This is a genomic window from Flavobacterium fluvii (assembly GCF_900129545.1).
In the GTDB taxonomy this organism is placed as follows: domain Bacteria; phylum Bacteroidota; class Bacteroidia; order Flavobacteriales; family Flavobacteriaceae; genus Flavobacterium; species Flavobacterium fluvii.
On record NZ_FQWB01000001.1, the window covers coordinates 164,501 to 189,083 of the forward strand.

Annotated in this window: 21 protein-coding genes; 14 read left to right on the forward strand and 7 right to left on the reverse strand. The window is 37.9% G+C overall.

Translation table 11 applies throughout. The features are described from left to right. Positions 1-56: 56 nt before the first annotated feature. The 6 genes from BUC16_RS00755 to BUC16_RS00780 all read right to left on the reverse strand — a co-directional run bounded on the left by BUC16_RS00755 (position 57) and on the right by BUC16_RS00780 (position 7,073). Positions 57-2,213 carry a TonB-dependent receptor gene (locus BUC16_RS00755; RefSeq protein ID WP_073367197.1) on the reverse strand — a complete coding sequence of 719 codons (2,157 nt, stop codon included), beginning with the start codon at positions 2,211-2,213 and terminating at the stop codon, positions 57-59. A 271-nt stretch (positions 2,214-2,484) separates the two neighbouring features. Further along, positions 2,485-2,886, reverse strand: coding sequence for an alternative ribosome rescue aminoacyl-tRNA hydrolase ArfB (gene arfB, locus BUC16_RS00760; protein ID WP_073367199.1), 402 nt, complete (start codon positions 2,884-2,886; stop codon positions 2,485-2,487). Between the two features lie 2 nt (positions 2,887-2,888). After that, positions 2,889-4,997 carry a DUF4301 family protein gene (locus BUC16_RS00765; protein WP_073367200.1) on the reverse strand — a complete coding sequence of 703 codons (2,109 nt, stop codon included), beginning with the start codon at positions 4,995-4,997 and terminating at the stop codon, positions 2,889-2,891. Further along, positions 4,961-5,581, reverse strand: a complete 621-nt coding sequence (pnuC, locus tag BUC16_RS00770) for a nicotinamide riboside transporter PnuC (RefSeq protein ID WP_073367202.1) — start codon at positions 5,579-5,581, stop codon at positions 4,961-4,963. The genes BUC16_RS00765 and pnuC overlap by 37 nt, the downstream gene beginning before the upstream one ends. Positions 5,582-5,644: 63 nt before the next feature. Next, on the reverse strand, positions 5,645-6,391 hold the full coding sequence (locus BUC16_RS00775) for a phosphoglycerol geranylgeranyltransferase (RefSeq protein WP_073367203.1): 747 nt from the start codon (positions 6,389-6,391) through the stop codon (positions 5,645-5,647). Between the two features lie 28 nt (positions 6,392-6,419). Further along, complete coding sequence (locus tag BUC16_RS00780; RefSeq protein WP_073367205.1) at positions 6,420-7,073, reverse strand: 4'-phosphopantetheinyl transferase family protein; 654 nt, start codon at positions 7,071-7,073, stop codon at positions 6,420-6,422. A gap of 276 nt (positions 7,074-7,349) precedes the next feature. On the opposite strand from BUC16_RS00780, the gene ahcY reads away from it, so the two are divergent. The 14 genes from ahcY to BUC16_RS00850 all read left to right on the forward strand — a co-directional run bounded on the left by ahcY (position 7,350) and on the right by BUC16_RS00850 (position 23,201). After that, positions 7,350-8,666 (forward strand): adenosylhomocysteinase, encoded by a 1,317-nt coding sequence (gene ahcY, locus BUC16_RS00785; RefSeq protein WP_073367207.1) that lies wholly within the window; start codon positions 7,350-7,352, stop codon positions 8,664-8,666. A gap of 264 nt (positions 8,667-8,930) precedes the next feature. Beyond that, positions 8,931-10,055 carry a DUF2971 domain-containing protein gene (locus BUC16_RS00790; RefSeq protein WP_073367208.1) on the forward strand — a complete coding sequence of 375 codons (1,125 nt, stop codon included), beginning with the start codon at positions 8,931-8,933 and terminating at the stop codon, positions 10,053-10,055. 56 nt (positions 10,056-10,111) lie between these two features. Beyond that, on the forward strand, positions 10,112-10,336 hold the full coding sequence (locus BUC16_RS00795) for a DUF2683 family protein (RefSeq protein ID WP_073367210.1): 225 nt from the start codon (positions 10,112-10,114) through the stop codon (positions 10,334-10,336). Further along, positions 10,318-10,599 (forward strand): Txe/YoeB family addiction module toxin, encoded by a 282-nt coding sequence (locus tag BUC16_RS00800; protein WP_073367211.1) that lies wholly within the window; start codon positions 10,318-10,320, stop codon positions 10,597-10,599. Before BUC16_RS00795 ends, BUC16_RS00800 begins: the two co-directional genes overlap by 19 nt. A 161-nt stretch (positions 10,600-10,760) precedes the next feature. After that, positions 10,761-11,288, forward strand: coding sequence for a hypothetical protein (locus BUC16_RS00805; protein ID WP_141226050.1), 528 nt, complete (start codon positions 10,761-10,763; stop codon positions 11,286-11,288). Positions 11,289-11,292: 4 nt separating this feature from the next. Then, positions 11,293-12,222 carry an alpha/beta hydrolase gene (locus tag BUC16_RS00810; RefSeq protein ID WP_073367214.1) on the forward strand — a complete coding sequence of 310 codons (930 nt, stop codon included), beginning with the start codon at positions 11,293-11,295 and terminating at the stop codon, positions 12,220-12,222. A 254-nt stretch (positions 12,223-12,476) separates the two neighbouring features. Beyond that, on the forward strand, positions 12,477-13,625 hold the full coding sequence (locus BUC16_RS00815) for an ABC transporter substrate-binding protein (protein ID WP_073367216.1): 1,149 nt from the start codon (positions 12,477-12,479) through the stop codon (positions 13,623-13,625). Then, the gene (locus BUC16_RS00820) at positions 13,622-14,767 is read left to right on the forward strand and encodes a CaiB/BaiF CoA transferase family protein (protein ID WP_073367217.1); all 1,146 of its coding nucleotides are present in this window, start codon (positions 13,622-13,624) and stop codon (positions 14,765-14,767) included. The genes BUC16_RS00815 and BUC16_RS00820 overlap by 4 nt, the downstream gene beginning before the upstream one ends. A 1-nt stretch (position 14,768) precedes the next feature. Continuing rightward, entirely contained in the window at positions 14,769-15,908 is a 1,140-nt protein-coding gene (locus tag BUC16_RS00825; protein ID WP_073367219.1) for a CaiB/BaiF CoA transferase family protein, read from the forward strand. Further along, positions 15,908-17,131, forward strand: coding sequence for an ABC transporter substrate-binding protein (locus tag BUC16_RS00830; protein ID WP_073367220.1), 1,224 nt, complete (start codon positions 15,908-15,910; stop codon positions 17,129-17,131). Before BUC16_RS00825 ends, BUC16_RS00830 begins: the two co-directional genes overlap by 1 nt. Before the next feature lies 1 nt (position 17,132). Then, a complete protein-coding gene (locus tag BUC16_RS00835) occupies positions 17,133-18,200 on the forward strand; it encodes a Gfo/Idh/MocA family protein (protein WP_073367222.1) in 1,068 nt (355 codons plus the stop codon). A 70-nt stretch (positions 18,201-18,270) separates the two neighbouring features. After that, complete coding sequence (locus BUC16_RS00840; protein WP_073367223.1) at positions 18,271-18,711, forward strand: MaoC/PaaZ C-terminal domain-containing protein; 441 nt, start codon at positions 18,271-18,273, stop codon at positions 18,709-18,711. Positions 18,712-18,852: 141 nt separating this feature from the next. Continuing rightward, entirely contained in the window at positions 18,853-20,172 is a 1,320-nt protein-coding gene (fucP, locus tag BUC16_RS00845) for an L-fucose:H+ symporter permease (protein ID WP_084546064.1), read from the forward strand. A gap of 518 nt (positions 20,173-20,690) precedes the next feature. Beyond that, positions 20,691-23,201, forward strand: coding sequence for a pectate lyase family protein (locus tag BUC16_RS00850; protein ID WP_073367225.1), 2,511 nt, complete (start codon positions 20,691-20,693; stop codon positions 23,199-23,201). Between the two features lie 78 nt (positions 23,202-23,279). Here BUC16_RS00850 and BUC16_RS00855 read toward each other — a convergent pair whose 3' ends face one another. Continuing rightward, the gene (locus BUC16_RS00855) at positions 23,280-24,551 is read right to left on the reverse strand and encodes a bile acid:sodium symporter family protein (protein WP_073367227.1); all 1,272 of its coding nucleotides are present in this window, start codon (positions 24,549-24,551) and stop codon (positions 23,280-23,282) included. Between the last annotated feature and the right edge of the window lie 32 nt (positions 24,552-24,583).

The following is a 24,583-nucleotide window of genomic DNA, read 5'->3' on the forward strand; positions in this document are numbered from 1 at the left end:
TCCTGACGGCATAACCATCAGGATTCAACAAAGTATAACAAAAAAAACTAAAAATTCTAAAACTTAAGCATCAATCCAACCAAAAAGTTGGCTCCTGCTTGTGGGTAATAATAAACATATCCTCCACCATAATCGGCTCCATTGGAAACATAATCGACGTCAAACATGTTGTTTACCAAAGCATTGACAACAATAGATTTAAAAATGGATTTGGTTTTAATTTCATATGAAGCACTGAAATCATTGACAAAATAATCCTTCAACTTGCCACCGGCATCTTCTATATTATTCATGTATTGCTCGCTAACATACTTGGACAACAAACTAAGTCTAAAGGCTGGTATTGGCGAAAAAGTCAATATGTTCCCTGCGATGAAATTAGGAGAATAAGCAATATTGGTGTCTCCCAAATTGGTCAATGTTCCACTTACATCAGAAATAAAATCGACATTCTTGTTGCTGCTTATCGTGAAATTGGGAGCAACAGTCCAACTTTTTGATAGTTTCAAAACTGCATCAACTTCAATTCCCAATCGGTAACTGTCTCCGCTGTTTTGTCGAATTGGACTTCCCACATCGTCAATACCTCCCGTCAAAACTAGTTGGTCTTTGTAATGCATGTAATATCCATTGACATTTAGTTGACTTTTGTCCGTTTTGAAACGCCATCCCAATTCAAAATCATTTAATTTCTCCGGTCTTGGACTTCCATTTTCATAATCGGTTCTGTTGGGTTCACGATTGGCCCTGGCATACGAGAAGTACAATTTGTTTTTTGCATCAATATCATAATTCAAACCCGCCTTCGGATTGAAGAAATTGAAGCTGTCGTTGACCAAACCTGTATCATCGCTATTGGCTTTGTAATTCACGTTTCGAAGTTGTAAATCTCCAAACAAACCAATTTTTTCGGTTATTTGATAATTGGCTTTTGCAAAAATATTTCCATCCACTTTTGTTGCAACATCACCGTAATAATGGTCTCCCGACTCCGTTTGTGAAGCAAATCTTGCCCAAATTAGTTTGCCAAAATGGTCGCCTTCGTACTTATTCCAGCCACCTCCAAGAATCACGTCCAGTTTCTCCTTTTTGTAATTGGCCGAAAATGTCGTTCCATAGAAATCATTGTCCAACCATTTTTGACGAATTAAATCAGTTGTATTTACCGTTGGCGCATCGGCAATTGGTTCCAATCCATAGTCTGCAAAATCTTGATCTTCTTGGTATTCTTCATAATAACCTTTTCCTTTGGTATAATGAACCGCCAAATTCGTGCTCCAATTTTCGGCAATTTTTTCATTCCAATGCAATTGATAATGGTCTTGCTGGTAATTATCGGTTTGATTGTCATAAAAACGGGTATTTCCTGCTTCGTCCGTAAACATTCCTGCATAATTGAAAGTCCTGTCACTTTCCATTGTTGCAGCATCAACACCGTACCAGGCTTGATAGGTTTTTTCTTTTCCTCCAAAAACCAAGGCTTTGATCAAGGTTGTTTTACCCACATAAGTTCCTTGAAGAAAATACGATTTCAAGTTGGAACTGGCTCTATCCACATAACCATCCGACTTCAAAGTTGACAAACGTCCCGCAATTTCGAAATGGTCATTCATCAAACCGGTACTGAATTTTACCGTGTTTTTATTGGTATTGAAACTTCCGTAAGAACTGGAAATTTCGCCATTGCTTTTTTTGGCATAAGTATCCGTCAACATATTCAAACTGGCCCCAAAAGCACCGGCACCATTGGTAGAAGTTCCTACACCACGTTGCAACTGGACACTTTCCAATGAAGATGCAAAATCAGGCATGTTTACCCAATACGTGCCGTGACTTTCAGAGTCGTTGTACGGAATACCGTTGATGGTAACGTTTACTCGGGTAGCATCGCTTCCACGAACGCGAATTCCTGTATAACCCACTCCATTTCCCGCCTCGGTCGTGGTGACTACCGAAGGCAAATAATTCAACAATACTGGAATGTCTTGTCCTAAATTGCGTTGTGCCAACTCTTCCTTGCTGACATTGGAAAATGCCACAGGAGTTTTTGTGGTAACACGAATGGCCGAAACCAAAACCTCGTCAAGTTGGTTGACCTTGGTAGTGTCTTTTTGTTTTTCTTGTGCAAAAGTGAAAAAAGAAGTTAGGACAAAGACGCCAGAAATCAGAAGCTTGCTTCCATTTGGATTCTTTTTAAAAAATAAATTGTTCATCCGTAAATGATTTTACGAATAAAAGGGGGAATTATTCTGTTGTTAAATTAAAATGATTGTTCAGATTTTCAGAAAGAATATGTTCTTCTTAAAATCTATTTCCCTTAACAGCATTACCTGTTCAGGTTCCATGGGTATAATCTCAGCTCGTTATTTAGAGCACCCCTTTGAGACGTCGCAAAGATAGAAAAGTATTTAGGATAAAAGTATCAAGTATCCCAATTTTTAGCTTTCCTTTTTTGTCACACTACTTAATCGCTCATTCTTACTACTAAAAATCTGGTTTTCTGCGGGATTTTTTGATGTCGGATAAACTCTTTTTATCCTTGATTCGTTTTCTGATAACCGATTTTGGAATTTTTGTGGCTTTCCTGATTTTTGGAACATGAAGTCCAGCGGTGATGATGTCTAGAAACCGCTTGGTTACAATGGCCTTGTTTTTGAGTTGGCTTCGGTCTTCGTCACAATTCAAAATCAGGATTTGTTCCGATGTCAATCTGTTGGCCAATTTATTTTCCAACAAGACTTTTTCTTCTTCCGACAGGGCTTGCGAATTTTTCAAGTCGAAAGACAGCACCACTTTCGAGGAAACCTTGTTCACGTTTTGACCGCCTGCTCCACTACTTCGGACGGCTTTATACTGTAATTCGGATATGATTTTTTCAGTTTCCAAAACTATAATGGTCTGTGTGCGTCTTTCAATAAATCGTTCACCGTTTTCACAGGGTTGAAGGTTATCAAAGGAACTTCGACAAAAACAGTTGTCCATTTTGCCATTGCACCATTCCATAAGCCCGGCAATTCATAACCCTTTAATGGTTTTCCGTTTTGGGTTTTCTCGACAATAAAACCGCTGTTGTGATCTACAAATTGAGTCAAGTCGAATTTCTCGTTTTTATAATTTCGGATTCCACAAACCAAATCCACAGGATTGAAATGAGTGGCACTGGCCAAAATTTCGGCTTGATTGGCATTCGTCAAATCCACCTGCGAAGACTCGACAATTTGCAAGGAAACTGTACCTTTCGAATCCTGAATCCAAAATGGTCCACCTCCAGGTTCGCCTTCATTCTTCACCATTCCACAAACTCGAATCGGTCGATCAAGAATGTTTTTGAGATGACTAATTTTGTATTCCAAAGTATATTTCCAAAAATCATCAATAAGTACCACATTCAATTTATTTTTGGCAAAACCAATAATTTCATCCAACTGTTCCAAGCCGCCATTATCAATTGCATTCAAATAATTAAAAATGGTTTGTTGCAATTCCACCAGAACTCCAGCCAATGCTTTTTTGTACAAGGCAATGCTCTCGACATGATTTTGAATAACGTTGTCGATGTTTTTTATGAAAACAATGTCGGCATCCAAATTATTTAGATTTTCGATCAATGCGCCGTGTCCGCCGGGTCTGAATAATAATTTGTCTTTCTTATCCCTAAAAGGTTTGTTTTTTAAGTCAACCGCAATGGTGTCGGTACTTTTATTTTGAAAAGAATAACTTGTGTTTATGACAGTTGCCGATTCTTCTTCCACTTTACTTTTCACGGCATCTATAATATTTTCAAATTGACTTTGATGCGCTTGCGACACGGTAAAATGCAAATTCGAGACTCCGTTTGAACTGGCGTAAAACGCACATTCGTGCAACTGCTCCTCTACAGCCGTTGCTATATGGTCTTTATATTCATGAAACGGAAGCACTCCTTTTGGTTTATTGGCAAAATCAAAAAAATCAGGTGACAAGAGAAGTTTTATGAAATAATAATTTTTGTAATCTCTTTCCAAATTGTCGAAATTTGGAAATGTTGCTTTCAACTTTAAATATACCTCTTCAAAGAATGGAAATTTATTCATCCCGACTATAAAGATGGACAATTCACTATCTTTTTTTCTGTTGATGTAAGCGTTGATACTTTCTTTTTCAATGTCAAAATTATTCAGGAATTCACTCAAGAACTTGAACATTCTACTGGCAGCACCTGAAGCGGGAACGAATTTTTTTAGTTTTAAACTGGATTTATTGGCGTCAAAAAAGGCGGCTTTTTGTTGAAAGTCATTTTCGGAAAGTTTCAAAATACCATTGGATACTTTTGCTGCTTCAACCAAAACTGTTTTTGAAATTCCTTTTTTGAAAATAGTCAATTGCTTTTGAATGTTTTCCAGTGAAATTCCATGCTCGTAAATTTGAACAAAATCTGACGAAGAAAATCCTGCTTTGTGGGCTTTTTCCAAATCACCAATAATAGAAATAGCTTTTTCCAGGCGGAATTCCTTGTCTCCTGAAAGAGTAATGAAAGGTTTATTGTTTTCTACCAATGTCTGCTTGAAAACGGCAAAAACCGATTCTCGATCTTCAGGCTTGTCCCTCAAATCATCCTTTTCCCAAGGCACGTCAATATCTGTCAAAAAAAATAAATCATATTTGTGTTTTCTTGCGGCTTTGTCCAAAAGTGGGTCACAAAAATCGTAATATACCTCAGAAAACACTTTGGTCACCATTAAATTCGTGTCGCAAAAAAGGTATTTATTCGCAATCGAAAGACTGTCATTTTCTAATTTGGTTTGGCCATAAGCAATCGGCAACATATCGTTGACATCACAAATTTGTCCCGTTTTATCCAATTTCATTTGAAGATAATCCCGTGCAAATTCAGGAGTCCAAACCGTGTTAAAGTGCTCGGCAAGTTGTTTTGCCAAAGTAGTTTTTCCGGTTGATTCCGGACCAAAAAGGGCAATTCTAACTATCTCCGATTGTTCTTGTTTAAGATTTTTCTCCATTCTAAATAAGCCGAAATGGCCAAAATTGTAAAAATTAAATACTGCAAAGACAACATTCCCAATCCGCGATATGCATATATAGGCGTCACAATGATATCACCAAAAATCCAAAGTGTCCAGTTTTCGATTTTTTTGAGGGCCATATACCACATTCCCGTGAAAAATATTCCCGATGCAAATATATCGATATAGTTGTCTTTTTTTATCTCATAATCAAAGAAATTATAAATCCCGAAAACCACCAAAATGGTGACAAAAAACAACGCAATTCCTATTATTTTTTCTCTAGTGTTGGTTCTCGAAATAGCAACAACATCGGCTTCGTTTTCCTTTCGCGCCCATTTGTACCAACCGTAAACACTCATAATGGAGAAATATCCATTGATCATCATGTCTCCCAAATAACCTGCGACAAAAAGCAAATAAGTCGTAATTATTGTGGCAATCAAACCTGTTGGGTACACCCAAATATTTTCTTTTTTGGCAAACCAAACACTCAGGATTCCGAATACAAAAACGGCAAATTCCAATACAATTTGGGTTGTTGAAGCATTTTTATAGGCATTTAGAAAAAATTCTATCATTTTGTTTGGTTTGAAAGTCCATCGACTGCGCTCGGCTAGACAAAAAATACATTATTAAATATATCAGATCGAGCGAAGTCGAGATGCAAGTTCTATATTATTGAAAAAATTTACGTCATTTTCAAAAGCGGTTCCAATAACCACCAAATCGGCGCCGAAATCGTAAGCATTTTGAATTCCCCACAAATCTATAATTCCTCCTCCAACAATTAACGGAATTTCTATGTTTTGGGCGACTTTTTTAATCATTTCCAGCGGAACGGCTTGTTTTGCGCCACTTCCCGCTTCGAGATAAATGAATTTGTTGCCCAACATTTCGCCTGCTTGGGCGGTATGAACAGCATATTCAATATTGTTGCGATCTAATGGTTTTGTTTTACTGACTCTTTCCACGGCGGTTTCCGTTCCGCTTTCAATTAGCATATATCCTGTTGAAATCACTTCCAAATCCATTTGATTGAGAATTGGCACCGCGTTGACTTGATGTTCTATTAAATAATCCGGGTTTCTTCCAGATATAAGAGATAAAAATAAAATTCCATCGGCGTGGGCAGAAATTTGGGATGGATTTCCTGGGAACAAAATAATGGGTAAATCAATATATTCTTTTAGAAGAATTACCAATTCATCCAAAATTTTCGATTCGACAAGGCTTCCGCCAATGAAAATATGCGTGGCCGGAGATAGATTTATTTTTTCGATTAAGGTTTCGACATTCTTCAAATCGATTTTATCGGGATCGAGGAGAATTGCGAGCAATTTCTCGTCATTGGCTTTTGATTGTAGAATGTTATTGTAAATGTTTGTCATATTTGGCACACGGATGAAACGGATTTTTTTATTTTTCGAAAGCGTAAACTAAAGTAAATCCTTGGAATTCTTCAAAGTAAATACAGAATTGTTGCTGTATGTTTTCCATTTCAAGAAATGCGATTGTTTCTTTATCTCCTATTTCAAATGGATTAACTTGAATATGGTCTTTAAAACTGATCCCTTTTTCGTTTCGGATTTTGAAAATTGCTTCTTTGGCGCCCCATTTCACAGTTAGTTTTTTGATGTAATCTTCGGCATCGAAACGTTGCAAACGGTTCAATTCCTTTTCATTCACGAATTTATCGGCGATGCGGATGATTTTTTCGCGTTGCAATTCGATGTCGATTCCCACAGTTTCTTCGCTGATAATAATGGCAGAAAAATGATGTGAATGTGTTATGGACACTTCGACAGGCTCAGTGTGACATTTATTCGGACTCAAATAAGGTTTTCCAAATTCATCATAATGCAAATCGTGGTCGGTAAAACCTATTTCTTGTATCAACATGCGCACGCTCAAAAAGGCGCGTTGGTGCATTTCAGATTTCATTCCGTTTAATCGAAGCTGGGTTTTTTCTTTTAAAACTACTTTTCCCAAGAGTTCCTCGAAGGATTCGGTTATTTCCCAAATCAGGATTCGGGTTGTGGGACTGAAGTTTATGGTTTTGTATAAAGGCATTTAGATTTCAGATTTTAGACTTCAGATTTTAGATTTCAGATTTGAATTCAAATAAGATTTAAACAACACCTCTTTTGTTTGGTTTTTCTTAAATCAAAAATCCTAAATCGTTAATCTACAATCTTAAATACTTTCGATTACGGGATTAAACAATTCATAAATGTTCCCGAATGCTTTTTAATTTATAAAGTTATTACGTAAATTTGCAAAAAATTTTACACCCTAGCCTAAAAGGCGAACGGACGAAGTAATTACAAATATACTATAAAATAAAATATGAGTACAACGACTACGCCTTATGTGGCTTTCAAAGTAAAAGACATTTCTCTAGCGGCTTGGGGAAGAAAAGAAATTGAATTGGCTGAGGCTGAAATGCCAGGTTTGATGGCACTTCGTGCGGAATACAAAGACGAACAACCACTTGCTGGAGCTCGTATTGCCGGATGTTTGCACATGACGATTCAAACTGCCGTTTTGATCGAAACTTTAATTGCTCTTGGTGCTGAAGTTACTTGGAGTTCTTGCAACATTTTCTCTACTCAAGATCAGGCTGCTGCTGCTATTGCTGCTGCCGGAATTTCAGTTTATGCTTGGAAAGGGCTAGACGAAGAATCTTTTGACTGGTGTATTGAGCAAACTTTATTCTTTGGTGAAGACAGAAAACCATTGAACATGATTCTTGATGATGGTGGAGATTTGACGAACATGGTTATTGACCGTTTCCCTGAATTGGTTCCTGGAATCAAAGGATTGTCTGAAGAAACTACAACTGGAGTTCACAGACTTTACGAAAGAGTAAAAGCTGGAACGTTGCCAATGCCTGCAATCAACATTAATGACTCGGTTACTAAATCGAAATTTGACAACAAATACGGTTGTAAAGAATCGGCAGTAGATGCTGTACGTCGTGCAACTGACTTGATGTTGGCTGGAAAAAGAGTTGTCGTTTGTGGATACGGTGATGTTGGAAAAGGAACTGCCGCTTCTTTCAGAGGTGCTGGATCTATTGTAACGGTTACCGAAATTGACCCAATTTGTGCTTTACAAGCTGCAATGGACGGTTATGAAGTGAAGAAATTAGATACTGTTATTGCCAATGCTGACATCATCATTACAACTACAGGAAATAAAGATATCGTCCTTGGAAGTCATTTCGAGCAAATGAAAGACAAAACTGTTGTTTGTAACATCGGACACTTTGACAACGAAATTGACATGGCTTGGTTGAACAAAAACCACGGTGCTTCAAAAATCGAAATCAAACCACAAGTTGACAAGTATACAATCGCTGGAAAAGACATCATCATTTTGGCTGAAGGCCGTTTGGTAAACCTTGGTTGTGCTACAGGTCACCCAAGTTTTGTAATGAGTAACTCATTCACCAACCAAACTTTGGCTCAAATCGAATTGTGGAAAAACAGCGCGGCATACAACAATGACGTTTATATGTTGCCAAAACACTTGGATGAAAAAGTGGCTGCTTTGCACTTGGCCAAACTAGGCGTTGAATTGGAAACTTTACGTGACGATCAAGCTGCTTATATTGGAGTTCCTGTTGAAGGCCCATTCAAACCAGAATATTACAGATACTAGTCGATATACGATTTTTGATATCCAAATTACGATAAAAACCCTTGCAGCAATGTGAGGGTTTTTTGTTTTTGGGCGTGACCCTTCGTAAAAAATACGGGTCGGGCTATTCGTTGCAATCTTTATGTTTTTAAAGGAAAAACATAAAGGATTTTCACTGCTATCCCTCACGCGGTTGAGGATTTATAATTGACATATGTGGTGAAAAATTTAATATATTTGAATGAATTAAAATTCCTTTTTTTTAATCAACACAACAAGATATTTATGAGTATAATTTCTTCAACTACATTTTTTAGATTTAGAACATATAGTCCAATATCTCTAAAGGAGCTTCAATATGGTGAAATTTTCTTTGTAGATAAAGATCAACTCAATGATCCTTATGACACTAAAAATTCGTCTTTTTTCGAAGGTGATTTTGAAAGGTATAAAAACCTAACAAAACGTATATTAAGTCAAAACTTTGGTGTTTTAAATTTAAGTCATATAAATGTTGATTTAATAGTAAATTTTTTAGCTTCCGAAAAATTATTTTATGATCAGTTAATAGAAAAAATAGATTCAAAAGATTTTAAAGACATTGTATTAGACACAATCCGTATTACTGAATCGATTGCCATTTCTGAAAGTTTTATAAAAAAATTAAAACATTTCATTTTTAAATATGCTGGAGGACATTGCTATATCGCTTCATTTTCTAAAGGATGTGATGACCCAATTATGTGGTCTCATTATGCAAACTATCATACAGGATTTTGTTTAATTTTTGATTTTGAAAACAATAAAATCCAAAGAAATAATCTACTAAAAAAACATCTAGATAGTGAATATGAATTAAAAGAAGTGAAATATAAAAAGGAATGTATAAAAACAAACGGCTTCTATACAATGCCAAGTTTATTAGGCGAGACAACAACAAAAGAGGAAGAATCAAAACATTGGGAACAAAAACAAAATTCATTTCTTATAAAATATAAAAGCTGGAAATACGAAAAGGAATACAGAATTATTCATTATGATTTGTTAACTGATTCCATAACAGAATCAGGACCAGCAAAAAGACTCGTTGGAAACAGAACTTTCTATTATGACCAAAAACAATTAACGGGAATAATTTTTGGATCCAAAATGAAATCTGAAAACAGAAAAGAACTTGAATACTGCATTAGCACTACTAGATATAAACTATTAGAAACAACACCTTATTTACCTCTATTTATTTTTTATGAATCCAATGAAAAAAAGACAGCAGAATATATGATGGATGTTATTCCTTTATATGGTTTTGATATGTTTAATAGGTATTTTGACATTAACGAATTAGAAGCAAAAGAAGATGAATTAGAAAAAATTAAAAATCAATCTCTTCGAAACCTCTCTATATCATAATAAACAACAAACTCAAATATTTTATATCTTTGTATCCTAATTGAATACTTATCAAAATGACTACACTTACTGTAAACATAAAAGACATTTCTCAAATTTCAATCATCAAAAAAATTTTGAAAGCTTTTGATGTGGAAGTAATTGAGCAAAACAATGAAATTACAAATCCAGAGATAATCGAAAGGTTAGAAAAACACCATAAAAATTTTCAAAATCCTGCTTATAGAGAAGAAAACTACACCAAAGTAGATACCAAAAATATATGGGCAGATATAAAATAGAAATAAGCAAAGAAGCACTTGCTGATTTGTCAAAAATAAAAAAGTCGGGCAAGAAAACGGATCTTTCAAAAATTGAAAAAATATTTCTAGAATTAGAAACCCATCCAACCACCGGAATTGGCAAACCCGAAAAACTAAAATATAAAGACGTTAACGTTTGGTCTAGACAAATTAACAAAAAAGACCGATTAGTATATGAAATTATCGATCACGAAGTAGTAGTCATTATAATTTCCGCCTTGGGACATTATAATGATAAATAGTCCTTCCCACTTAAACTCAAAGCTCCTAACTTTCAAAAGTCTAGGAGCTTTTTTTTTAAAATATCCACTACATAAACGCCTGTTTTAAAATAAATTACATACTTTCGACATAAATTTTTTACATTCCAAGATTCTGCAACACTAACTTAAACCAACCACTATTGAAAAAAATAATTATAGCCTCATTCCTCTTTTGTTGCATCATTACCCAGGCTCAAACACTCAAAGTCGGTGTCCGCATACAGAAAACCCAAGAGATGTATTGGGAAAATGGTATTTCGTCCCAATATTCATTTGCAAAATTTAAACCCAACCAATTTTTTATTGGGTTCGATTATGTAACGTCCAGATTAGGTTCTGCCTATAATTCGAACGCCATTAAACAAGACAGTTACCTGTTTTCGGGCAGTTGGTTATTCAACAAAAGCAAGCCTTATCATTTTGTGACCCGATTAAACCTTGGTTATTTTTATTCGGATTTAGAAGAAGATATTTTCGATGAAGTTCCGAATACTTCTTTTCTTTTTTCCCCTGAATTAGGCTTTACCTATGATTTCAAAAAAGCCCCAATCTCGTTGAATATTGGTACTGGATTTTATATCATTACTGCAAAAGAAGGCTACTCTCCAGGGACTTTGCAGCCTTTGTGCTTTCATTTTGACATTTATTACACGCTGTTTAAAAAATAAAACAATGAATAAATTAAGCCTCTTTTTCCTGTTTGCTTTCACAACTTTATTCTATTCGTGTGGTGGCCCTGACATTACGGATGATTTGCTCGATGGCGATGTCATCTTTGACCCTTCATTATATAATCCTGAACAATTTTTAGTATCGGCAAAATATCCTGTTCCAACGACCGACGATTTAAACAAGCATATTATACTCGTAATTCATGGTTATTCTGCCACCACTTTTGAATGGCAAGAATTCAAAGATTGGTCGAATGAATCTACCTATAGAATATCACAAGTTTTATTGGACGGACACGGCAGGGATTACAACTCTTTTAAAGCATCAAAATGGGAAGACTGGCGTTCTGCCATTACTGATGAATACGAAAAATTAATAGCATTGGGTTACACCAAAATCAGTATGGCCGGCTCATCAACAGGAGGAACATTGATTCTGGAATTAGTAAAATCGGGCTATTTTAATTCTCACCTACATCCTAAAAATTTATTTCTAATTGACCCCATAGTTGTTCCTTCCAGCAAACTACAATCCATTACAAGTATTGTTGGCCCAATGTTGGTTTATGTTGAATCGGATCAAAGCACACAAGAAAATAAATATTGGTATCGATTTAGACCTTATGAAACAATCAACGAACTGAATGATGTAATGAAAACTGTACGTAAAGGACTGGAAGACGGAATGACGCTTCCTACAGGAACTTATTTGAAAGCATTTCATTCACTGCACGATCCAGTTGCGAGTACGACAAGTACAGTATTAATTTACAAAGGTTTAAAAACAAGTACAGGAAATCACATTGATGTCCAATTAATGGATTCCGACATTCATGTGTTTACTCGATTGAGCTTGCGTTCCAACGTTTCGGCTTTGCAACAAGCCAATCAATTAGACGCATTTAACCAAATTACAAATAAGCTAAATTAACAAATAAATCTTCTTTAGTTTTTCAAGACAACACATTATAAAATCTCGATTATACTCCAAATAGAACTAAACACCTAAAATTTATCACCGTATTTTCTTTCTAAAAAACAACTTTATCAACAGTCACCAGTAAAAGTGTTTCATTTACACTTATATCGATTGCGTAATCCAATCTTATTTTTATATTTGTAATTACCATTGTGGTTTTATGCCGTTTTGGGCAACACCATCAACATTAATTACAAGAAAATAAAATGAAAAAACTGAAAGGGATTACGTGGAACCACACCAGAGGTTTATTGCCAATGGTGGCTACATCTCAACGTTTTACGGAGCTGAATCCAGAAATCGAAATTAGCTGGGAGAAAAGAAGTTTACAAGAATTTGCTGAAGCTTCCATCGAAGATTTGGCCAAAAGATTCGACCTGTTGGTTATTGACCATCCTTGGACGGGTTTTGGTGCGCACACCAATGCCATCCTTCCTTTATCCGATTATCTTTCTGCCGAATACATCAAAGACCAAGAAATAAATACCGTTGGTCACTCCTACGGAAGTTACGTTTTTAGCGACAAACTATGGGCATTGCCAATAGACGCAGCAACTCCGGTGGCATCGGTACGTTTGGATATTTTGGAAAAACAAGGATTAACAGTTCCTGAAACCTATGAGGATTTATTGGCTTTGGCCAAAAAAGGATTGGTCGCTTTTGCAGGAATCCCGGTGGATGTATTGATGAGTTTCTATATGTATTGCTGCAGTTTGGGCGAAGCCCCATTTCAATCTCAAGAAAAAGTAATTTCGGTGGAAACAGGAACAAAGGCCTTGCAATTGTTCAGGGAATTGGCACAACTAATTGATCCCGCCAATTTCAATCGAAACCCTATCCAAGTGTATGAAGCAATGGTCAACTCGGACGAAATTACCTACTGCCCTTTTGCTTACGGCTATTCCAATTATTCCCGAATGGGCTACAGCAAAAACTTGCTTCATTTCTATGACTTGGTAAAATTGAATGACCAGCCGATGATTAGCTCTTTGGGCGGAACCGGATTGGCGGTTTCTTCGTTTAGCCAACACATTCCCGAAGCAATCAAATATGCGGAATTCACGGGTTCGTCCCAAGTGCAACAAAATATTTTTGCCGACAACGGCGGACAACCGGGACATTTGCAAGCTTGGAAAAGCGACCGAATCAACGGAATCACACACGATTATTTCAAGAATACCTTGCCGGCTTTGGAACGCGCTTTCTTGCGTCCGAGATATTCCGGGCATATGTACTTCCAAGACCACGCCGGTGATGTCGTTCGTGATTACTTGATGAAAGGCGGCAACGAAGAATTGGTTTTATCCGAAATGAACGCACTTTACGTGAAGTCTTTAAACTTGCAAGCGAAATGAAACCACTGGAAGGATTAGTCGTATTGGAATTTTGCCAGTTTTTGGCAGGACCTTCCGCGGGATTAAAATTGGCCGATTTAGGCGCCAGAGTCATCAAAATTGAACGCCCCATAAAAGGCGAAGCTTGCCGTCAACTCAGCATCAAAGACCTTTTTGTCGACGAAAGCAGTTTGCTGTTTCACACCATCAACAGAAACAAGGAATCCTTTGCAGCCGATTTAAAAAACCCGGAAGATTTAGTTTTGGTAAAAAAATTAATCGCCAAGGCAGATATCATGACCCATAATTTCCGTCCGGGCGTAATGGATAAAATAGGCTTGACTTTTGAAGATGCCTTGACCATCAACCCAAAAATAATCTACGGAACCATTACGGGTTATGGCGAAAAAGGTCCTTGGGCAAAAAAACCGGGACAAGATTTATTGTTGCAATCGCTTTCTGGATTAAGCTGGTTAAACGGACGAAAAAGCCAGGAACCCGTTCCTTTTGGTTTGGCTGTGGCCGATTTAATGTGCGGCAATCATTTCGTTCAAGGAATTTTGACCGCATTGTTGAAAAGAGCCAAAACGGGAAAAGGTGTTCAAGTCGAAGTGAGTTTGCTCGAATCGGTTTTGGATATTCAATTCGAAGCGATTACTTCCTTTTTGAATGACGGCGGACAATTGCCCGAAAGAGGCGATGTCAAAGGAAGTGCCCACGCATTTTTGAGTGCTCCGTATGGCGTTTACCAAACCCAAGACGGCTATATTTCCTTGGCAATGGGTGATTTGCTTTTCATTGGAAACCTATTGGAAATTAATCTAGAAAAATACGCCGACAAGCACCAATGGTTCGCTTCGAGGGATGAAATAAGAGAATTATTGGCTGCCAGATTAAGCACCCAAAAATCTGATTATTGGTTGAACATATTGCAAAGCAAAGGCGTTTGGTGTGGAAAAGTTTTAAATTACAATGATTTAGACAGCCAACCTTTCGTGAAGGATTTACAATTGAAACAAACCGTGAAAAATTCGGAGGGAGAAACATTGGTCACCACCCGAAGCCCAATTCAATTGGACGGAGCAATTTTAGCCAGTTCAAAAGCGGCACCCAAAGTGGGAGAAGATAATTTACAGATACACGAACAATTTTTAAATAATTAAAATGAAACCATTAGAAGATTATTTAATAGTAGATTTTAGCCAGTTCCTTTCTGGACCATCGGCCAGTTTACGATTGGCGGATTTGGGCGCTCGTGTCATCAAAATTGAGAAACCCGGCACTGGAGACATCTGCCGAACTTTATATACTTCGGATTTGATAATGAATGGCGAATCGTCCATTTTTCATACCATCAACCGAAACAAGGAATCCTTTGCCATCGACTTCAAACAAGCCGATGAACTCAAAAAATTAAAAAAATTGTTGGCAAAAGCCGATGTGGTAATGCACAATTTCAGACCCGGAGTGATGGAACGAGTGGGTTTGAGTTATGACGATGTCAAAAAAATCAATCCCAATGTACTCTATGCCGAGATTTCCGGCTACGGCAATCATCCCGATTTGAAAGATTTGCCGGGACAAGATTTATTGCTGCAATCGATGACGGCCTTGACTTGGTTGAGCGGCAATCAAGACGACGGCCCAGTTCCTATGGGTTTGTCGATTGTGGATATGTTGGCTGGAGCGCATTTGGCACAAGGAATTTTGGCCGCTTTGTACCGAAAAGTTACCCATAACATCGGCGCATTGGTTCAGGTGAGTATGCTGGAATCGGCTTTCGATTTTCAGTTCGAAACCATTACAACTTATTTCAACGATGGCGGAGAATTGCCAATTCGAACCAAAAGCAACAATGCCCACGCCTATTTGGGTGCACCTTACGGCATTTACAAAACCCACAATGGCTTTTTAGCTTTGGCAATGGGTTCCATTCCTGTTTTGGCTGAACTTTTACAATGCGATGCGCTGTTGCAATTTCCCGAGAATAAATTTGGATTAAGAGACGAAATCAAGAATATATTGGCCACACATTTGCTTACACAAAATACCGAGTTTTGGTTGAATATTTTAGAACCAGCCGATATTTGGTGTGCCAAAGTGTTGAACTACCAAGAGCTTTTTGCCGAAGAAGGATTTAAAGTTTTGGAATTCACGCAAAAAGTAGAAATGCTGGATGGCTATTCCTATCAAACGACCCGATGTCCCATAAAAATTGATGGTGAATACTTTACATCAAGCAAAGGTTCTCCAAAATTAGGGCAAGACAACGAGCGGATTATTAATGAATTTATTGATTGCTAATGGACAAAATAAGAATCGCCATCCGAAAATTCGACCCTTTTGAAAGCACCTTGCAAAAGCTGTGGGACTTGTTTTGCTTGGAAAAGAATATCGACGTGGAAGCCGAAATGATTCCTTTGGAATTGAACGACTTGTACGAAGAAACCATTGCACAAAATGGATTAAAAAATGGCGATTGGGACATTGCCCACCTCAACACGGATTGGATTTTTGATGCTGCGAATGAACAAGCAGTTCTCGATTTAAACCCATTAATTGCCGAAAATGCGCCACAAAATTATCCCGAAGGTTGGCACCAATCCTTGTTGCATTTACAGCAAATCAACAATGGAACTTATGGATTGCCTTTTCACGATGGGCCGGAATGCTTGATTTACAGAAAAGATTTGTTTGAAAATCCAATCGAAAAACAAAATTTCAAAAAGCAGTTTGGCTATGAATTGCATCCTCCAAAAACCTGGACGGAATTCACCCAAATAGCCGAGTTTTTCAACAGACCCAAAGACAATCTCTACGGCTGTGTTTTTGCCAATTATCCCGACGGACACAATATGGTTTTCATTTTTTGTTTGTTGTTTTGGACCAAAGGAGGTTCCTTGTTGAATTCCCGAAATCAAATAGACATCAACCACCCGGAAGCTGTTGCGGCTTTGGATTATTACAGGAAAATTTCCAACAACAAGAAGGTCGTTCATCCCCAATCGATAGATTTTGGTTCGGTTGAAGCGGGAATGGCTTTCGCCAAAGGAGAAGTGGCGATGTCCATCAACTGGTTTGGTTTTGCCTCGATGTGTGAAGTCATCGAAGAATCGAAAGTGAAGGGCAAAGTCGATATTGCTGAATTGCCGCACGACGAAAACCACGAAACCGCCTCCTTGAACGTGTATTGGTTGTACACCATTGGCACTGGAAGCAAGCACCAAAAACTGGCTTATGATTTTATTCAATTTGCCACCTCGCCCGAAAGCGATAAATTGTTGACGATAGAAGGTGGAATTGGTTGCCGAAAATCGACTTGGAACGATGCCGAAATCAACGAAACCATTCCATATTATCACAAACTGGAACTCTTGCACGAAAAGGCTTTGACCTTGCCTCAAACTCCAATCTGGCCAAAAGTCGCCGAATTGATAGACAAAATGATATTGAAAGCATTGGAAACCGACATTCCATCCGAAAAACTAGTCGAAGAAACACAAATCACCATTCAAAACATTGTTTAAAATGAACATTCCCTATAAACCTTTATTGCCCGAAACCGAACAGCCCATCATCATCATTGGGGCCAGCGGCATCGTGAAAGACGCCCATTTGCCTGCTTATGAAATGGCCGGTTTTACCGTTTTTGGCATCACGAACAGAACACTTTCGAAAGCACAGGATATGGCAAAACAATTTGGCATTCCGAATGTTTTTGAAAACGTTGCCGAAGCCGTGAAAAATGCTCCTTCGAATACCGTTTACGACATTACGGTTTTGCCCGACCAATACATCGAAATTTTGGAACAATTGCCTGACGGTGCTGCGGTTCTTATCCAAAAACCGATGGGTAATGATTTGGCGCAGGCTCGTGAAATCGTGGCGGTTTGTGAACGAAAAAAATTGGTCGCAGCCATCAATTTCCAGTTGCGTTTTGCGTCTTTTGTAAGTGCGGCACGATACCTAATCAATCAAGGAACTATTGGCGATTTGTATGATTTGGAAGTTAAAGTTACCGTGAACACGCCTTGGGAATTGTTTCCGCTTATCAAGGAACATCCAAGATTGGAAATCCTTTTTCACAGCGTGCATTACATTGACTGCATTCGTTCGTTTTTGGGAAATCCCAAAGGAGTTTATGCCAAAACAAGCCATCATCCTTTGAAAAAATTATCCTCTTGTCGTTCTTCGATTATTTTGAATTATGGCGAAGCGATGCGCGTGGTTATCAACACCAATCACGATCACCATTTTGGTCCAAAACACGAAGAAAGCTACATCAAATGGGAAGGAACCAAGGGAGCTATCAAAGCCAAAATGGGCTTGTTGATGAATTATCCCGACGGTCTGCCCGACGAGTTTGAAATTGCATTACCCAATGAAGAAGGCGCATACGAATGGAAGAAAATAGAATTGGAAGGTTCGTGGTTTCCGGAAGCTTTTATTGGGACAATGTCCAATTTGATGCGTTTCAAGGAAGGTTCCGACGATAAATTATTGGCCAGCGTGCAAGATGTTCTCGACACGATGAAAGTGGTTGAAGCTTGCTACATCAGCAACAAGAATGGAGGCGTTTCATTAGACGAATTATAAACAGAGTAATTAGTGATTAGTTCTTAGTAATTAGCTAAGGACTAATCACTAAGGACTAAAAAACTAAACTATGTATTTCAAATCCACTTTTTTCGAAGATTACCAACTTAATGAAAAGCGAGTAACTTTGGGCAGAACCATAACCGAAACCGATTTTGTCGTTCATGCAGGACACACCGGTGACTTTTTTCCGCATCACATGGATGAAGAATGGTGCAAGACACAACCTTTTGGACAACGCATTGCTCACGGAACAATGGTTTTCAGCATTGGCATCGGCTTGACCGCATCCGAAATCAATCCTGAAGCTTTTTCGAAAGGCTACGATCGAATGCGATTCGTGAAACCGGTACACATTGGCGACACCATCCATTCCGAAATCACGATTTCCGAGAAAGGAGAAGCCAAAAGACCCGAAATGGGCACCGTGACTGAGCATGTCGAAATCATCAACCAAAGAGGCGAAGTGGTCATGGTGTGCGACCACCTATTATTGGTAAAAAAGAAATAATACCGCTAGTTATTTCAAATTAGTCCAATAATCCCGATGGCTATAGGGAGAACTAAATGAAATATACAACGGCATTATACTAGAAGTATTAAACTAAAACATATTAACTAAAGGTATAACCTTAAAACCACAATCATAATTATGCAAGTAACGAATCAAATGGGCGATCAACACGAAGTGCCGACAGAAGAAGGAGTAGGAAATGGAAAAAAATATCTTTTGCCTTTTATTTTAATTACCAGTTTATTTTTCCTTTGGGGAATGGCGCACGGTCTAGACGGTATTTTGATTCCGCATTTAAAAAAAGCTTGCCAGCTCAACAACAGACAATCTACATTAATAGACACGTCCATCTTTTTTGCGTATTTTATAATGGCCATTCCAGCCGGGATGATTATTAAAAAAATAGGTTATAAAAACAGTATCATTACTGGTTTATTAGTTTTTGCCGCAGGAGCATTTCTTTTTGTACCAGCTGCGAATAGCACAAACTTCGAACTTTTCTTATTTGCTTTATTTGTAATTGGTTGTGGATTAACAATTCTTGAAACCAGTGCCAATCCTTATGCAGCCATATTAGGCCCTCCAGAATCGTCTTCCAATAGATTGAATTTGGCTGCTTCGTTTAATGGTTTGGCCGTAACCATAGCTCCTTTTTTGGGAGGCGTTTTTATACTTTCGGGAGTAAACTATACGCCAGAACAAATGACAGCCATGCCTGAAGCAGCAAAAGCCGCTTATTTTTTGGAAGAAGCCGCTGCAGTAAAATTGCCTTATATCATTTTGGGAAGTATTTTGGTTTTGGTGGCCATCTTGTTTTATTTTATGCATTTGCCATCGATGAAACCACAACATACAGAGGTCGAAGTTAAACCTGGATTTTTCTCCGTTTTAAAGTTTTCTCATTTAAGCTGGGCAGTCGTGGCACAGTTTTTTTATGTGGGAGCACAAGTTTGTGTAACCAGTTTTTTTGTTCGAATAGCTCAAAAAGAAGCCGGGTTAGATGAAAAAACAGCCGCCTATTACCTTGGTATATATGGCTTACTATTTATGACGGGTCGCTTTAGTGGAACTTTCTTTTTAAAGTTCATTAAAGATTATATTTTGCTTTCCATTTATTGTGTAATAAGTGTTCTTCTTTGTGTTGTTGCCATTTATGGAACAGGCATGGTCGTTATTTATGCATTGGGTGGATTAGGTTTTTTTATGTCGATTATGTTTCCTACTATTTTCTCTTTGGGACTGGTGGGATTAAAATCCAATACTGAAACTGGTTCTTCGTGGTTGGTTATGTCCATCGTTGGAGGCGCCATTCTTCCTTATGGAATGGGAACTTTAATCGACATGAAGCACGATGATATTCAAGCGGGATACATCATTCCATTGGTTTGTTTCTTGGTGATTCTTTATTTTGGAGTGATTGGACACAAAGTAAAAACGGTGGAGAGTAAGCCTGAATAAACTCAACTATTCTTTATTTCCAAAAGCCCAAGGCAAGAACAGTATTACACTGAGTCTTGCCTTGGGTTTTCTTTTTTAGCACATATTTCTAAAAAATATTTGTGTAAAAACAACATTTATTATGTACTGCGCAATCGATTACAATTTAGACTCAATGATGTAAGAAATAGTGTAAATTGAAAAACTTTAACATTTATGCATAAATCCAAAAAGAAATTCTTTTGAAAATCTAAAAATTAAAAATCAAAACCAACATCAAACACGCCCTTAAGCCTAATTTGACTGCCTTTACAAAAAACAGAAATTGAAATTGGATGATTGAAACAAACAAATAATAACTTACAAAAAAATAATATTATCTATTTTTTTACTTCATTAAAAAAACAGATTTCATAATTTATTTTAAAAATATTTGCAATACACTAATTTTATTCTACTTTAGCGTAATCGATTGCGCAACGAAATCAGTATCATTATAAATACTGGAATTTTTTAAAAACCAAACCAAACGAAAAATTATGAAAAAATTTCTACTTTACATTAGCCTCCTTTTTGCATCGGTAAACCTTTGGTCACAAGTCACCATTACCGAAACTGGTGGATGGATGGAATCTGCCTTCGTGAAATGGTCACCCGTTGCCGGAGCGGACAGCTACAATGTTTATTATACTGGTGTCGGAAAAACCGATGTGAAAATTGACACACAGCTTATCCGTCGTTACAATACTTATTTTCGTGCAGATGTTTTAGGCCTGGCAGCAGGAAATTACACTATCACGGTAAAACCTGTGACAGCGAGCGTTGAAGGAACTGGAACAACAACAGCCAATATAAACGTTCTAGCGCACGACCGCAACGGTTTTGCTTTTGAAGGTGGTCGAATTCCAGGAGGGTACAATATTGATGGCACTCTAAAAAGTGGAGCGGTGGTTTTGTACATTACCCAAAACACAAAAAATACCGTTTCCCTGAACGTGACGGGTGCTACTACAAATCCTTGTGTAGGTCTGCAAACCATTTTGGATGGATTTAAAAAGGGTTCGGACAATCGTCCGCTGGTCGTTCGATTAATAGGAAACATTACTGATTTATCAAGTACAGTTAACCCTGCTGACCCAATGGGAGGAGATGTCGTAATTGAAAACAAAAATAACGCATCCGGTTCTATCACTTTTGAAGGTGTTGGATCTGATGCTGTTGCCAATGGATGGGGACTCCGCATTAAAACAGCATCGAATATTGAAGTTCGCAATCTTGGATTCATGCTTACCAATGCAGATGAAGGCGACAATATTGGTTTACAACAAGCCAATGACCATATTTGGGTACACAATTGCGATTTATTTTACGGAGCTGCAGGCGGTGATGCCGATCAAGCCAAAGGTGACGGCGCAATGGATTGCAAAAAATCAACTTATGTAACGTTCTCCTACAATCATTTCTTGGATTCAGGAAAATGCAATCTTTTGGGATTAAGTGAAGGAACAACAGCTGGATTATACATTACATACCATCATAACTGGTATGACCACTCTGATTCTCGTCACCCACGCGTTCGCTATTATTCTGCCCACGTTTACAATAATTATTACGATGGTAATTCAAAATACGGAGCTGGATCAACATTGGGTTCATCAGTATTTATGGAAGGGAATTTTTTCCGTAATTGCAAATATCCTATGCTTACTTCTATGCAGGGAACTGATGTATATGGCGGAGCAGAAGGCACTTTTTCAGGCGAAGCCGGAGGAACAATTAAAGCATTCAACAATACCATGAGCGGACAAACCCGTTATGTTCCTTATAATGCCACTACCTATCCTGTCGAATTTGATGCCATTGAAACTTCAACCAGAGGAGAAGTGATTAGCAGTAGCATTACTTCTAAATCAGGAGCCAATGCGTACAATAACTTCGACACCGACCCAGCACTATATGTGAAAAATTTAACCATAGATGACCCTACAGTTGCCAAAAACAAAGTGATTCAATATTCAGGTCGTATTTCTGGAGGTGATTTAAAATGGACCTTTAACAATGCTGTTGATGATACTTCGTCTGAAGTAAATGCCGCATTGATGACCGCTTTAACTACTTATACCTCTGGATTGGTTTACGTACAAGGAGAAAACACTCAGACACTAACTTCCACCAGCAACACCAACCAAACGGTGGCTAGTGGCACTGCCATTAGCAACATCGTATATACTTGGGGTGGCGATGCAACCGATGCCAATGTACCTGAATTGACAGTATTGAATGCAGCAGGAATTAGTGCCGTAAAAAATCTAGGAGCCAAAACAACCACCATCTCAGGAATTCCAACAGCTGACGTGTCTTTTTCAGTTGTTACTAACGGTACTTCTGGAACACCGGTAACACTAACTGGAACCATCGCAATTGGAAGCGCCACTCCTAGTGACCAAATACATAATTTCACTGCATCAGGAACAACTAATACATTCTATACCATTAGTGGAGATCTTTCAACTTCAAAAGGAACTGTTGTTTATGGAAGTTCAACACTAACTCAGTGTATAAAAACAAATACAGCAGTCGCTATTACATATACAACTTCACAAGCAAGCACATTAATGTTATTATTTGCTACTGCAGGAAGTACAATAAAAATTGACAACACTACTTATACCGCTACGGCTGCAGTTGCACCTAATACTGGAGGGGTAATTACCGTTAATCTTCTTGCTGGCACTCATAATATTGCCAGAGGAAATTCTGAAAACGCCTTGTTTTATATGAAAACCTCATATACCACATTAGGTTTAAATGATAATACTGAAGTGGCTAAATTGACTTTGTACCCAAATCCGGTTACCAACCAATTGTATTTTTCTTCTTCAGACCGGAAAATAAATACTGTTGCAATTTACAACTTGACGGGAGCTTTGGTAAAATCCATTTCGAATGCTGTAGATTATATCGATGTAAGCAACCTAACTTCTGGAGGTTATTTGGTAAAAGTGACAACCGACCAAGGTTCGTTTACCCAAAAGATTATCAAAAAATAATCATCTTCTCCAATAAATGAAGAACCCCGCTTAAAGCAATTTTAAGCGGGGTTTCTCTTTTATAAAATCATAGAAAAATCAGGAAACAACTTCGTCTCTATCATCCTTTTTCCGCCAATAGTTTGCCAATAAAGAACCCGAAACATTCATCCAGGGACTAAACACGGCAGAGGCTAATCCCAACGTTGCCAATTTTCCCATGGAACCAGCCAATCCCGAAGCCATTCCACCATTTTGCAATCCTACTTCAAAAGCAATGGTCTGGCTGCTTTTTACATCCAAACCACTTGCACGGCTCAGCCAATACCCAAAAAAGTAGCCCGCTCCGTTATGCAAAACCGAAGCCAGAAAAAGCAAAAATCCAATCTGGATTAAATTATCTCTTCCCGCTGCTGTTGTTACCAAGGTAAAATAGATAATTCCGAACATCGAGAAATAAGGCATAATTGCGTCTATTTTCGGCAATACTTTATACAATAAATGATACAACGAACCCACAATAAATGCACCGCACAAGAAGTTCACGATTTCCAAGATATGAACAGCTGCACTGTCTTCGGCGAATTCGAAAGAATTACCAAAGAGCAAAACTATACCCAACCAAAGCGTTGACAATATAGTCAAAACAACTATTTTTCTTTTTGCTCCAATTCCATAATTTTTCAAAACATCGTGTACCATTGCCGCAACGAGTGGCACAAGTACAATCTTGATAATTTCCATCATCATGTTGAAAAAATGTACCTCAACCATAGTACCTGCAAATATTTTCATCAAGAACGGCGTCATAATTGGTGCCATCAAGGTGGACATTGCCGTTACGGTAACGGATAAAACCAAATTTCCTTTGGCAATATAAGTCATCACATTAGAAGCCAATCCGCTACTACACGAACCAATCAGGATAATTCCAGCCGCGATTTCGGGTTCGAAACCAAAAGTCTTGGCAATCAAAAAACCCATAATCGGCATAATGGTAAAATGTCCCAGCAAACCAATCAGCACACCTCTGCCGGATTTTCGGATTCCAGTGAAATCCTCGATGCTCATTTGCGTTCCCATTCCGAACATTACCATCTGAATGATAATCAGGATGAGCCATTTGTTCCGCATATCGAAACTGCCCACGTGCAGGAAAAATTCCGGATACAACAATCCAGCACATACGGCAGTGATAATCCAAAAGGTGTATTGATAACCACTTAAAATTTTAACATATCCAATTCCAACAGACAAACTAGCAAAAGCTAAAATGAGTGTTGTTTTCCAAAGGGAATCCACTTGTTGAAAAAGTCCAAAACTGGTTATCAAGAAAAAGGCTAAAGCAAGCCAGAGAAAATATTTACGCATAAAAAGGGTTGGTTAATTTGGTTGGTTAGTTA